Genomic DNA, 12368 nt, shown 5'->3' with positions numbered 1-12368 from the left:
ATGGTTGCGGTTCTGTCCTGATTGTTGGAATGAGCCTGTCTTGCATCGAGTGTTCAGCATGTCCGCCCTGCTTCTGGCAGGGTTTCTTGGTCTGGGGTCTGCGTCCGCGCTGGCAGCGGAGAGCGCGCCCGTCACGTCCGGGAATGATACCGCAACCCTTGTCACGGATCGCGATGCGGTCGGGCCGGACCAGCATCTGCGTGTCGGGTTGCGGCTTCAGCTCAAGCCGGGATGGCATACCTACTGGATCAATCCGGGCGATGCCGGAGATACGCCGACGCTGGATGTGACCGCTAACGGCGGCGCGACGGGCAAGGGCGGTCCGATCCACTGGCCGGTGCCGGTGCGGATCAGTGAAGGCGGCCTCATGTCCTACGCCTATGTCAATGAGGTGACGCTCCCGGAGGATCTGGTTCTCAAGGGTTCGGGTGGCACGACGCTTCATGCGCATGGGGAATGGCTTGTCTGTGCGCAGGTCTGCATTCCTGAAAGCGGTGATTTCACACTGACTCTGCCAGCTTCGGCGCAGGACGCTCCGGAAGGGGCGCAGGCGGCCCTGTTCCACAAGGCGGATGCGGCGATGCCGGTGGCGTCCCCGTTTGCGGCCAGTGTGTCAGCAGATGGTGTTCTGACGCTTTCGGGCAAGGGGCTCTCTGCGGCGTCCGTGTCGCAGGCGTGGTTCCTGCCGCAGGATGGGGGCGTGATCGACCAGGTGGCAGATCAGCCATTGCATGTATCGGACGGACAACTGACGCTGGGGCTCAAATTCCTGAAATCGGCGCATCGGGACAGGCCGCTGGCGGGTGTTGTCGTGCTCAAGGATGCGGCGGGGCAGGAAAGTCCGTTGCAGATCGAGGCGCGGCCGGTTGGGGGAGTAGCTGTGGCACCTGCGCCTGTGCAAACTGCTTCGGCTCCGGGTCAGGCCTCGGGTGCGGAGGTTCCGACGGGCGCGGGATGGCTGCGGGTTCTGCTCTTTGCCTTTGTCGGCGGGCTGATCCTGAACCTGATGCCCTGCGTGTTTCCGGTTCTGGCGATGAAGGCGCTGTCTCTGGCGAAAATGGGCGGTGCCGGACGGGGTGTGCAGCTTCAGAGCGCGCTGTTCTACACGATCGGGGTGATGGGCGCCTTTGCGGCTCTGGGGATTGTCATGATCGGGCTGCGTCTGGCCGGGTCTGCGGCCGGATGGGGCTTTCAGTTCCAGTCGCCGGGATTTGTGGTCGGGGTATGCTGGCTGCTGTTCCTGATGGGGCTGAATCTGCTGGGTGTGTTTGAAGTCAGCGCCGGGCGTCTGGGTCAGGTTCAGACCGGGAGTGGTCGCGGCGGTGACATGATGACGGGGTTGCTGGCGGTCATCGTGGCGACGCCCTGCACCGCACCGTTCATGGGGGTCGCTATTGCAGGCGCACTGGGTGGACCGCCGGTGATGGGCGTTCTGGTGTTCCTGTCGATGGGGCTTGGGCTGGCGTTTCCGTATATTCTGGTGGCCGGGGTTCCGGGCGTGGCGTCGCGGATGCCGAAGCCGGGAGCCTGGATGGGGATTCTCAAGCAGGTTCTGGCGTTCCCGCTGTTTGCAACCTGTGTGTGGCTGCTCTGGGTCGCAGCGATTCAGCGGGGTGTGACCTTCGTGGCGCTGACAGCCGGGGGCGTTGTTCTGCTTGGGTTTGCGGGCTGGATCTATGGCGTCGGGCAGCGGCGGTCCATGCTGGAAGGTGGTCGGGGAACAGTGGCGTTCTGCCGTGTTGTGGCCGTGTTATGCGTCGTGGTTTGCGGTGCGGCGCTGGCGCAGGGATTGCGGGCCGCGCCTGCTCCCGTGGCGGCCGGAGCAGCGGAAGCGGGTGTCGAACCGTTCTCCGAGGCGCGTCTGGCGGAGCTTCGGGCGCAGGGCAAGCCGGTGTTTATCGACATGACGGCGTCCTGGTGCATTACCTGCATGGTCAATGAGCGTGTGGCGCTGGATGTGCCGTCCGTTCGGGAGGCTTTCCGGTCCCGTGGGATTGTGTTCCTCAAGGGCGACTGGACGAATCGCAATGCCGCAATTGCCGCGTTCCTCAAGGCGCATGGGCGCGATGGCGTGCCGTTCTATATGTATTACGCCCCGCATCAGGACGGTGTGGTGCTGCCGCAGATCCTGACGCCGGGCATCGTGATCTCGACGATCGGGAAATAAGCGCACTGCTTTCCTGAGTTTTAAAAACCCTGTTCCCGGTCCGGGAGCAGGGTTTTTCATATCCGGCGGCTTTAGCGGCCCGTGTTTCGGGGATCGTCCTGCGGGTTCACGTAAGTCATGCTGAACGGTCCCATGCCTGAGACCTGAAGCACTGCGCCCTGGCTGCCGGCCTTGATGGCGTGGGGCACGTTGACCGGCAGATGCACAAACCCACCCGGGCCGAGGTGGCGCTGCTGTGTGGTGGCCAGACTCTGCCCCACGAAATGCTGGATATCGCCACTGATGACGGTAAGCATTTCGTCCAGATTATGGGTATGGGGCGGGATGAACGATCCCGAGGGCATCATGACACGCAGGGTGAAGGGACCCGGCTTGCTGGTATCGCCGGTCAGGATGGCCATTTTCGTTCCATGCGGGAACATGACGGGAGCCGGCTGCCATTTCACGGCATCCGAGCCCGGAATGACGGTGACGGTGGACTGGTCCGGCGCTGGTTCCGTCGGAACCGGGGCGCTGTGTGCGAATGGCGTTGCAGCCAGTGTCGCGCAGAGCAACAGTGCTGATCGGATAGGGTGTTTTGTGAAAATGCTTCCGGGGGGCATGGCGGTCTCCTCCGTCCCGTAAGGGCGTATGCGTGCCGTCTTGCAGCAACGCGCTGGAGGAGAGCCGGTTTGGAACAGGGAACCGGTGGGTAATCAGAAGGCGGTGGAGACGGTGCCGGTCATGGCAAAGCGCGGGGCGACCATGAAGGAGTTTCCGTAGCCGGTATAGGACGCCATGTTGCCGCTATAGACGGTGCTCGGGTCCTTGGCGCTGTAAACTGCGCCCATGGCACCGGTGCGAACGACGGAACTGGTCAGGTTGGTGAAGTTCAGGCGGAAGGTCGGGGACTTTGCGAACATGAACGGCTTGAAGTGATAGCCCAGTGAGAGCGTATCGGTGACATAGCCCGGAATACGCTGGTCGCCGGCGATGCTGACGGATTGCGGGCCGGTATAATGCACGGAGCCGTTCGCGAAGAAGCCCTTATAGGTATAGGTCAGGCCGAAATTCGCGATGACATGCGGGGCCATGACAGCCTGCGTGCCCTTGGAATGCAGCATCGTGTTCAGATACGGATCGAAAACGTTGCTGTCCTGCGAAGCGTGCAGATATTCGATCGAGGCGTAGGGGCTGAAGCCGTGGATGGGACGTGCTGCGACCATCACGTCAAAACCGCGCATCTGCTGGTTGCCAACATTGAACGGCTTGTAGCTGTTCATGCCGATATACTGGTCCACGATGCGGTTCGTGACGTTGTAGTTGAAGAAGGCAACGTCCGCGATGATGTGGTCGTCATGATACCGGTAGCCGAGTTCTTCCTTGATGGAATACTGGTTCTTGGGGATCGCAACACTGGTGTACAGCCAGCCGAGATCGACCGCGCTGGGCTGACGGTAATCGCCTTCCACGTTCAGATAGACCTGATGGTGGTTGTTGATGCGATAGCCGATCGAAAGCTGCGGCAGGGGTGCCGTGCGGTTGCCTTCCTGACGGCCGTAATAGTCCTTGTTCCAGATGTTCGTCATGACGAACTTGAAGCCGGCATCGATCGTCAGGTGATCGTTGAAATACTTGGCGGTGTCATGCACGAACAGCGAGTGGATTTCGTAACCTGCCGTCTGCTTGTCGCCAGCAGAAATCAGATAGGCCGCGTTGTTCGGGCTGGCCGCATTGCCGTCCGGCATCTGATAGCTGGTGGGGTAGGACTGGATCGTCTGGGTGTTCTCATACCAGTAGCCGACCGAGAACGTGTTGTGACGGTCGATTTCCCAGTTGAGTTTCGCGACCGTACCGACCGAGCGGTATTCGTTCTGCAGGAAGTAATTGGTCAGGCCGCGCGTGGCACCGGTCTCGTCGGTCGTGGTGCCACCCGGCGAGGCGTCCCAGCCCTGCCCGAAGCTGAAATACGGGTGGATGTCGAGCGACAGGCGGGATGGCAGGGCGATATGAACCGGAGCCGAGATGAAGATCTGGTTCCAGTGATCGTTATTGTTGCCCCAGTAGTTGTTGCTCGTCTTGTCGTTCGTACGGCCATAGCCCTGACCTGTGTGCTTGTAGCGGAAGAACTGGTCGGAGGTCGGGTAGTTGTCGATGATGAAGTCGGCCGAGTTCCAGGACAGGAAGAACTTGGCATTGGAGCCGTTCTTCCAGTCTTTCTGCAGGCCGAAATCGATATGTTTGCGCTGGTTGATGCCAGCGCCCATCCAGGATCGGGCATGCGTGTTGGAGAACGAGAAATAGCCGCGCACGCCGCTATGGCCGATCTCGCCGGATTCGAGGCGGATGAACTCGCGCGACAGGTTGTTGGTACCGTAGGAGAAGTCGATCAGGCCACCACGTTTCTGGGCAGGGGTGCGGGTTTCCTCGGCCATGACGCCACCGGCAGCCGACATGACAGGAAGATCCGTCGCGGAAGAACCCGGCGTGACGCTGACGCTCTCAAGGTTTTCGGAATCGACGTTTTCGCTGAGATACTTGGCGGCTGCGGCGGGGGCTCCATCCACCATCAGGCCCATATCGAGATCGGTCAGGCCGCGGGACTGGATCTGTCCGCCTTCCATGCCCGACGAATCCGGGGTGGTGACGTTAAGGCTCGGCAGGTTCTGGACCAGGTCAAGCGCGGTGCTGGTCGGCGCGCGCATGTCGATGAACTGCTTGCTGACGGTCTGGACGGCATGGGGAGCCGTCTCAACGCGCATCATGCCGCCGCCACCGTTCAGGGCGCGGCGAGAGGACGTGACGGAGACCGTTTCGGCAGCGGAGGCATCAAGCGCATGCGGGCGCGGGGAGGCCTTTGCGCGGACCGGAGTAGTGGCAGGGCGCGTCGTGCTGTGTCCGGGCGCGTGGTGTCGCGAAGCGGAATGTTTCGTTACCTGCGCGGCGCGGGCGCTCGTGCCGAAAGCGACGAGGACGCTGCCGGCAAGGCAGGTGACTGCAAGAAGCTGGCGTCGGTAGCCCGATGACCAACGGTTGTCTTTCATGCTGCCGGGCTCCTGTCCTGTCGAAACGAAAGGTTCACTTTGGGAACGGTATTTATTCGAAACGTGGATGTAAAACGGATGGCCTATCTGCATCAAAGATAAAATGCAGGGCAGGCCATTGCCGTTTTTAGGGTGGTGCAAAAATGTGACAGTCTATGTCTCCCAATGGCCGCATTATGCGAGGGGCTGCAAGGCTACTGCGCGGCAGGAGACAGGAACTCTTTTTCAAGCTCGGAAATCACCAGCCGTGCGGCGCCCGAAAGCTGGCGGGAATGATCAACGCACAAAGCCAGTGTCAGGGGCGAGAGATCGTGGTTGGAAATGGGAATAAAGGCCAGTTCACCGCGGGTGACTTCGTCCATAACGTCGAGCGCACTCAGGATTCCAAGGCCGATACCTTCACGCACCAGGGACTTGATCATCTGGATATTGTCGGACGTCGCAGCTGCCTGAATGTCGAGATTGCTGTCGATTTCGAGAATCTCGATCTGGCGTTGAAGGGCGAGCGGGGCTTCGGGCATGATCATGGGATAGTTCATGGCCAGGCTGAAGCGGGCGCTTTTGCGTTCGGCAACAGGATGGTTTGGCAGGCAGACGAATCCGAGCGGGAAATCCTTGTGGGCCCGGACCAGAAGGCCGCGGGCATGCGTCGGATTGAGCAGCAGGGCGACATCGACCGAGCCGTCGATCAGGGCATTCTGAATGCGGCTGTTGTCGAGGACATGGGTGCAGATGGTGATGCCGGGATGGGTCGTGCGCATGGCGCGGAGCAGGCGGGGCAGGAAACCGCGGGTCAGGGCGTCTGGGACGGCGATGTCCACCTGTCCCCGGCGCAGGCCGCGCATGTCCTCGATCTGGACGCACATATTGGTCAGATCCCGCGACCACTGTTTGCCATGCGCATAGAGCAGTTCGCCGGTTGCCGTCAGGCGCAGGCCGGTGGGGAGACGCTCGAACAGGGGGGTGCCGAGGGACTCTTCACCCTGAAGGATCTGCCGGTCGATGGCCGAGGCGGCGATGCGCAGATGTTCGGAGGCCCGGCGGATCGATCCGTGCTGGGCAACGGCAAGAAAGTAACGCAGGAAGCGTGAGAAGACAGGCATGAAATAACTGCTCTCTTTTTGCGAACGGGAGATGCGTTTTTATGGAGTATACGCCCTTACAACGGTATGAAACTATCCCGACCGACAGGTGACCTGTCATTTTGTTGCGGAAAGACGATCTGGCGGCATCCGGATGCTGCTTTGTCCGTACCGGTTTTTTGGGATTTGACCACATGACATCCACCGTTTCTCCCGTCGATGCTCTGGCTGCGCTTTCGGAGCGTGTGCGGGAGGATCTGGCGAAAATCCGCTATGCGACCGGCAACTGGAGCCTGACGCAGGAGCGGGACGGGAAGGCGGTTCTGGATGTGGCCATCATTGGCGCGGGACAGGGGGGCATCACGTCCTGCTTCGGTCTGCGCCGGCAGGGTGTGACCAATGTGGAAGTGTTTGAAAAGGCTTCCAAAGGCGGCGAAGGACCGTGGGTGACGTTTGCGCGCATGATTACCCTGCGCACGCCCAAGCATGTGACGGGGCCGGACCTCGGGATTCCGAATCTCACGCCGCAGTCCTGGTTTGAGGCGCGTTATGGAGCGAAGGCCTGGGAGGATCTGGACAAGATTTCCCGCCATGACTGGCAGGCCTATCTGGACTGGGTGCGGGAGACGCTCGACATCCCAGTCGTGAACGATCAGGAACTGGTGCATGTCGGCTGGGACAACGGGCTGCTGCGGCTGACGTTCCGCAATGCGGCCGGTCAGGAAACGGTACGTCTGGCGCGGCGGATGGTGCTGGCGACCGGCATCGAGGGCGGCGGGATGTGGCATGTGCCGGCCTTCATTTCCGATACGCTGCCGAAATCCGTTTATGCGCACACGCATGAAGACATTGATTTCGAGGCCCTGAAGGGCAAGCGGATCGGTGTTCTGGGCGCAGGGGCTTCAGCGTTCGACAATGCCGCCACGGCTCTGGAAAAGGGTGCGGGGCGGGTGGGTCTGTGCCTGCGTCGTGCGAAAATTCCGGCCATCAATCCGTACCGCTGGATGGAAAATGCGGGTTTCCTCGCGCATTTCTCGGAGCTGCCGGATCTGACGCGCTGGCGTTTCATGCGACAGATCTACAGCCTGAACCAGCCGCCGCCGCAGGACACGTTCTGGCGCTGTCGCCGTCATGAGAACTTCGCCTTCCATCCCGGAACGCCCTGGACGGCGACGCGGATGGACGGGGATGAGGTCGTGGTGACGACGCCGCAGGGCGAGATGCGGTTTGATTTCCTGATCATCGGGACGGGGTTCTCGATCGATTTGTCGCAGCGGCCGGAAACGCAGGATTTTGCGTCTTCGGTCATGCTATGGCGCGATCACTTCACGCCGCCGGCTGGTGAAGAAAGCGAGCTTCTGGGCAGTCATCCGTATCTGGGCGCGCGGTTCCAGTTTCTGCCAAAAGACAAGGCAGATCCGAAGGCGCCGATGCTGGCGGCGATCTACAATTTCACGTTCGGGGCCATGCCGAGCATGGGTCTTTCCGGCGCGTCCATCAGCGGGATGCGTTTTGGCGTGGAGAAGCTGGCGCGGGGCATTGCGCGGGATCTGTTCGTCGAGGATGGGGAGAAGCATCTGGCGAGCCTGCTGGCCTATGACACGGAAGAACTTGTCAGCCTCGATCCGCCGGTGCTTTGAGAAGGGAGACACCCATGACGCAGGACCGCTACCCGCGGGACATGATCGGTTATGGCCGCACGCCGCCTGACCCGAAATGGCCGAATGGCGCGCGCATCGCCGTGCAGTTCGTCATCAATTACGAGGAAGGGGCCGAGAACTCGGTTCTGCATGGCGATGCGGGATCGGAAGCGTTCCTCTCCGAAATGGTTGGCACGAAATCCATTATCGGCGCGCGCTGTGCGCAGATGGAGAGCCTGTACGAATATGGCAGCCGGGCCGGGTTCTGGCGGCTGCGTCGTCTGTTCGATGAAGCCGGGATGCCGGTGACGGTGTTTGGCGTGGCGAAGGCGCTGGCCCGCAATCCGGATGCTGTGGCGGCCATGAAGGAGAGTGGCTGGGAGATTGCGTCTCACGGTCTGCGCTGGATCGATTATCAGGATTTCCCCGAAGACGTGGAGCGGGCGCATATCCGCGAGGCGATTGCGCTGCATACCGAAGTGACCGGTGAACGGCCCCTGGGCTGGTACCAGGGACGCACGAGCCCAAACACGGCGCGTCTGGTCGCGGAGGAAGGCGGGTTTGTTTACGACGCCGATTCCTATGCGGATGATCTGCCGTATTATGATCGGACCAATGGGCGCACCAACGGCCGTGCGCAGCTGATCGTGCCCTATACGCTTGATGCCAATGACATGAAGTTCGCAGCGCTGAACGGTTTTACGGAAGGCGAGCAGTTCTTCGTCTATCTGCGCGATGCATTCGACATGCTGTATCGCGAGGGCGGACGGATGATGTCGATCGGGCTGCATTGTCGCCTCGCGGGTAAACCGGCGCGTGCGATGGGACTGCTGAAGTTTCTGAAGCATATCCAGAAGCATGAGGATGTGTGGGTGGCGACGCGGCTGGATATCGCGCGGCACTGGCTGTCTGTGCATCCGGCATGAAGATTTCGGACGTCAATGCGCTGTCGGATGAAGCGTTTGTCGCGCAGTTCGGTGGGCTTTACGAACATTCGCCCTGGGTGGCGGAAGAAGCGTTGAAGGCGCGGCCTTTTGTGGATTTGGACGCGATGCTGTCCGCGTTTGCGCAGACTGTACGGTCTGCGGGAGCAGAGGCGCAGCTTGCGCTGGTGCGGGCGCATCCGGAGCTTGGGCACCGGGCCGGGATTGATCCGGATCTGACGGAACATTCCGTTTCGGAACAGGCGTCGGCGGGGCTGGATCGTCTGACGCCTGCGGAATATGAGCGTTTCCGGGGGCTGAATGACGCGTATCGTGCGCGGTTTTCCATGCCGTTCGTAATCTGTGTGCGCAAAGTGGCCGCACCCGGGAAAGCTGCGAAAACCGTTATCATGGATGAAATGGAGCGCCGTCTGGCTGGCACTCCCGAAAAGGAACTGACCGAGGCGCTGACGCAGATTGATGCGATTGCAGCGCTTCGTCTGAAGGATCTGGTTGCGTCATGAGTTCTCTGTCCACGCATGTTCTCGATACGGTTTCCGGCAAGCCGGCCGCAGGTGTGAAGCTGCGTCTTCTGCAAGGGGAACGGGTTCTGTTTGAAGGGCAGACCAATACGGATGGGCGTTGCCCGGAACTGCGGGATGTTGCAGTTTCGAAAGGGACGTATTGTCTGGAGTTCCGGATTAGTGATTACTTCCGCAAAGGCGGTCAGGTCCTGTCCGATCCGCCATTTCTGGATGTGGTGCCGATCGTGTTCGGGCTGGCGGCGGAGGCCCATGCGCATGTGCCACTGCTGGCGGCGCCGTTCGGATATTCCACCTATCGCGGAAGCTGAGGGCTTTTCATGACTGCCGAGAACGCCGCGACGACCGGTCTGCATCCCGTTGACGAGAAACTGCCGGTCTGGCGGCTTGGGGCCTATGGATTGCAGCATGTGCTGGCGTTCTATTCGGCGGCGGTTATCGTACCGATCCTCGTGGCGGGTGCGCTGCATCTGCCGCGCGAGACGCTGATCCATCTGATTGATGCGGATCTGTTCACCTGCGGGATTGCGTCGCTGCTTCAGGCGGTGGGGTTCGGCCCGGTCGGGGTTCGGCTGCCGCTGTTGCAGGGCGTGACGTTCACGGCCGTGGGGCCGATGATTGCGATTGGTTCTGCTGTCGGGGGCGGGACGCCGGGGCTGCTGTCCATTTACGGGTCCGTCATCGTGGCGGGGTTCGTGACGCTCCTGATGGCGCGGCATTTTGCTGGGCTGGTGCGATTTTTCCCACCGGTCGTGACGGGGTCGATCATTCTCATCATCGGTCTGGCGCTGCTACCAGTGGCGGCGAATGACATTGTCTCGGGTGCCAGTCCGTCCGTGATGCAGGACCATGTTCCGCTCCGGAGCATCTGGTACGGGCTGGGGACACTGGCCTCCATTCTGGTGATCCAGCGGCTGTTCCGCGGGTTTATTGCCACGATCGCCGTGCTGATCGGACTGGTTCTGGGCACGCTGGTGGCCTGGATGCTGGGGGATGCGAATTTCGGGGATGTGGCATCTGCGCCGCTTCTGTCCATCACGCATCCGTTCTATTTCGGGATGCCGACATTTCATCCGGTCTCGATCCTGTCGATGGTGATCGTCATGACAATTTCCATGATCGAGACGATCGGCAACGTCTATGCGACGGGCGAAATCGTCGACAAGCCGATCACGTCCGAAGACATTGCCCGCACGCTGCGTGCCGATGGGATCGCAACCATGCTGGGCGGCGTGCTCAACTCCTTTCCCTATACGTGCTTTGCCGAAAATGTTGGTCTGGTGCGGATGACGGGAGTGAAGAGCCGCTGGGTCGTGGCGGCTGCGGCGGTCATCATGATGATGCTTGGCTGCCTGCCGCGTCTGGGCGCGCTGGTCGCTGCAGTGCCACTGCCGGTTCTGGGTGGGGCAGCGCTGGCGATGTTCGCGACCGTGGCCGTGGTGGGGGTGCAGACGCTGTCGCGGGTGGATTTTAACCGGCAGAGCAATGTGATTATCGTTGGCACCAGCATCGGGCTGAGCATGCTGGCGACGGCCCAGCCGCATATCTCCGATACGTTTCCGATGTGGGCGAAGATCGTGTTTGGCAGCGGGATTACGCTTGGGTCCCTGTCAGCGATCCTGCTGCACCTGATTTTCAACGTGAAGCGGACAATTCATGAGGCGGCGTATGCGACGGATGTGCCGCGTGAGGCGCTGATTGATGAGCGGATCCGGGAGGGGTGAGGCTCAGGGCTCTGCCCTGAAACCCGCCAAAGGCCGGGGGCCTTTGGAAACCAATTCATGAAATCAGGCTGCAGGGATTGAGATCCCTGCCGGGCCCGGGCAGAGCCCGGAACGTCACGTCAGAATCCTGTCTGGGCGGAAAAATAAAAGCCGGTCTGATCCTTGTAAGTCGCGATCGTACCCAGAGACACATAGGCCAGCGTCACGTTCAGGTGCTTGTTGACGAAATAGCTGGTGTAAACGTCGAACCAGTTGCTTTCGTCGGTGAAGCGCTGATTGCGCGGCTTGGTGCGGTATTCGACGCCGACGACCAGGCCGGGGATGAAGGACGGCAAATAGCCGAGTGAGCCTTCGAACTGGGCATGATAGTTGTTGTCCTTGTCACCGCCGAAGCCGAGGATGCCCCACTCGTTCCCTTTGGTGAAGCGGACGGTGGTGTCGATCAGGATGCCGACTTTCGGGAACAGCTTGGTGACGGCGAGATAGGCGTCTCCACCATCCGTGTGCATCGAGCCGACTTCGTGGATGACCTTGCCATCACTGTCATGCTTGTACATGCCGCCGATGGCGACCTGCGGGATCAGGGTATTGTCCGCGACATGACCGAAAAGGCGAACCTTCGCACCCGCGACGTCGAGATCGAACTGGTAGCCATTGCCGATGCCAAGTTTTGCGCCGGTGCCGCGGGTCTGGAAGAAGTTGTGGGTGTAGGAGATCTCGACGCGGTCGAGGAAACCCATCGAAGCGCCGACATTCTGGTCCCAGTAGCTGGTGAGGTTCACATAGCTGTAGTGCAGGGCCATGCCAGCACTCTTGTTGGAGCCATAGCCGCCGATGGTAGCCCAGCTTGCGATGCCACCGCCGCTGGCCCCTTCGAGCGAGGACAGGCCGCTCGTTCCCAGCGCGCGCTGTCCGTCAAAGAGGGTGCGGAACATGGACTGCCCGTTGCTGTTTCCGTCATTGCCAAGCGTAACCTGCGGTGCGCTGTCGGCGGCATGTGCGGTCTGGCTTGCAGTCACAAAGACACCGACGGACAAGACGGCTGTCAGGGACATCAGGGAACGGAAAGACTGCGCGGGATACAGAGAACGGTGCATAGTACCTGCTTTTAAGTCGCGAGCCCGAGGATGAGCCGGAATATTCTCGCAGATTAAATACCGCTCCCAGTATTACCGCTGCGACTCTGAAAAATAATTAAGGTAACCCTAGAGTTCAAAATTTTTTCAGAGTCAAAGTAAAAATGACACCGAGTGTCTTTTTTTGGGTC

The 12368-nt window shown here is 60.8% G+C and carries 10 protein-coding genes; 6 read left to right on the top strand and 4 right to left on the bottom strand.

Going from position 1 to position 12368, the window contains the following annotated elements; translation table 11 throughout:
* Positions 1-58 precede the first annotated feature (58 nt).
* Positions 59-2167 (top strand): protein-disulfide reductase DsbD family protein, encoded by a 2109-nt coding sequence (locus tag HKD24_RS07775; protein WP_194259770.1) that lies wholly within the window; start codon positions 59-61, stop codon positions 2165-2167.
* A 71-nt stretch (positions 2168-2238) separates the two neighbouring features.
* Here HKD24_RS07775 and HKD24_RS07770 read toward each other — a convergent pair whose 3' ends face one another.
* The 3 genes from HKD24_RS07770 to HKD24_RS07760 all read right to left on the bottom strand — a co-directional run bounded on the left by HKD24_RS07770 (position 2239) and on the right by HKD24_RS07760 (position 6293).
* Positions 2239-2769, bottom strand: a complete 531-nt coding sequence (locus HKD24_RS07770) for a cupin domain-containing protein (RefSeq protein WP_194259769.1) — start codon at positions 2767-2769, stop codon at positions 2239-2241.
* Positions 2770-2862: 93 nt separating this feature from the next.
* Positions 2863-5190 (bottom strand): TonB-dependent receptor, encoded by a 2328-nt coding sequence (locus HKD24_RS07765; RefSeq protein ID WP_194259768.1) that lies wholly within the window; start codon positions 5188-5190, stop codon positions 2863-2865.
* 194 nt (positions 5191-5384) lie between these two features.
* Positions 5385-6293 (bottom strand): LysR family transcriptional regulator, encoded by a 909-nt coding sequence (locus HKD24_RS07760; RefSeq protein WP_062510987.1) that lies wholly within the window; start codon positions 6291-6293, stop codon positions 5385-5387.
* Between the two features lie 173 nt (positions 6294-6466).
* Here HKD24_RS07760 and HKD24_RS07755 point away from each other — a divergent pair, with 173 nt between their 5' ends.
* From HKD24_RS07755 to HKD24_RS07735, 5 genes are read left to right on the top strand one after another with little or no spacing between them, the layout of a single operon-like run.
* The gene (locus HKD24_RS07755) at positions 6467-7912 is read left to right on the top strand and encodes a SidA/IucD/PvdA family monooxygenase (RefSeq protein WP_194259767.1); all 1446 of its coding nucleotides are present in this window, start codon (positions 6467-6469) and stop codon (positions 7910-7912) included.
* A 14-nt stretch (positions 7913-7926) separates the two neighbouring features.
* Complete coding sequence (gene puuE / locus HKD24_RS07750) at positions 7927-8838, top strand: allantoinase PuuE (protein ID WP_194259766.1); 912 nt, start codon at positions 7927-7929, stop codon at positions 8836-8838.
* Complete coding sequence (gene uraD, locus HKD24_RS07745; protein WP_194259765.1) at positions 8835-9359, top strand: 2-oxo-4-hydroxy-4-carboxy-5-ureidoimidazoline decarboxylase; 525 nt, start codon at positions 8835-8837, stop codon at positions 9357-9359. The genes puuE and uraD overlap by 4 nt, the downstream gene beginning before the upstream one ends.
* On the top strand, positions 9356-9688 hold the full coding sequence (gene uraH / locus HKD24_RS07740) for a hydroxyisourate hydrolase (protein ID WP_194259764.1): 333 nt from the start codon (positions 9356-9358) through the stop codon (positions 9686-9688). Before uraD ends, uraH begins: the two co-directional genes overlap by 4 nt.
* A 9-nt stretch (positions 9689-9697) precedes the next feature.
* Positions 9698-11101: a nucleobase:cation symporter-2 family protein gene (locus HKD24_RS07735; protein WP_062449248.1), complete on the top strand. Its 1404-nt coding sequence runs from the start codon at positions 9698-9700 to the stop codon at positions 11099-11101.
* 119 nt (positions 11102-11220) lie between these two features.
* Here the strand turns inward: HKD24_RS07735 and HKD24_RS07730 are convergent, their stop codons facing one another.
* Positions 11221-12198, bottom strand: a complete 978-nt coding sequence (locus HKD24_RS07730; protein ID WP_194259763.1) for a DUF3034 family protein — start codon at positions 12196-12198, stop codon at positions 11221-11223.
* Between the last annotated feature and the right edge of the window lie 170 nt (positions 12199-12368).

Source organism: Gluconobacter vitians, assembly GCF_015244565.1.
In the GTDB taxonomy this organism is placed as follows: domain Bacteria; phylum Pseudomonadota; class Alphaproteobacteria; order Acetobacterales; family Acetobacteraceae; genus Gluconobacter; species Gluconobacter vitians.
The sequence above is the reverse complement of the archived record's forward strand: the minus strand, read 5'-3'. Positions and strand labels throughout refer to the sequence as shown.